The 753-nt window shown below is 52.1% G+C and carries 1 pseudogene; it reads right to left on the minus strand.

What is annotated here, in order from left to right:
* Positions 1-753, minus strand: a pseudogene (locus tag LRP50_RS25365) (hypothetical protein); the annotation flags it as partial.

Here is a 753-nt window from a genome sequence, read left to right on the forward strand (position 1 = left end):
CGTATAGTCATCACTGAAGATAGAAACAACGTCTCCAGTTGAACCGCCGTCAGTACCACCATCGGTGCCGCCGTCAGATCCCGTTGGAGCAACAATCACATTGTCGATTAGATATTCAGACCCATGACCAGTATCCCATTTCGGGAATACCATAATAAGGTCAATCGCTGTCAGGTCTAATCCATTGTTAGATAGGTCACTCAAGTTAACCGTATAGTTCTTCCATACATCCAACTCTGGGACAGTATCTAGGCTCAATTCTGCAGCCTCGGTACCACCATTTGATTCAACTTTGATGAACCATTCTGTTGCTGGTGTATCGCCCGCTGCCAGCAATTTGATGTCGAAAGAGATAACTCCGTCTACCATCCATGCATTGACATCAATTGGGCTTGGCTCTGAAGCCACACCTTCACGAGAGCTGAAACCAACAACTCGGCTGCTTGGTACTTGGAAGCGAGTCGCTGCGCCGTACTCAGCATCAGTATCGTTTACAACCGGTGGCGTATTCTCTGCGTCAGCAGAATCCCACGCTACCCACTGAGGGTTCACTGCATCGTTGAAGATAGTAATTGGCGTGCTGCCAGTGCTACCACCATCGGTACCTCCGTCAGTACCACCATCGGTGCCTCCGTCAGTACCACCATCGGTGCCGCCATCAGTACCACCATCGGTGCCGCCGTCAGTACCACCATCGGTGCCGCCGTCAGTACCACCATCGGTGCCGCCGTCAGTACCACCATCGGTGCCGCC

This window comes from Enterovibrio gelatinilyticus (assembly GCF_028683095.1).
GTDB lineage: Bacteria > Pseudomonadota > Gammaproteobacteria > Enterobacterales > Vibrionaceae > Enterovibrio > Enterovibrio gelatinilyticus.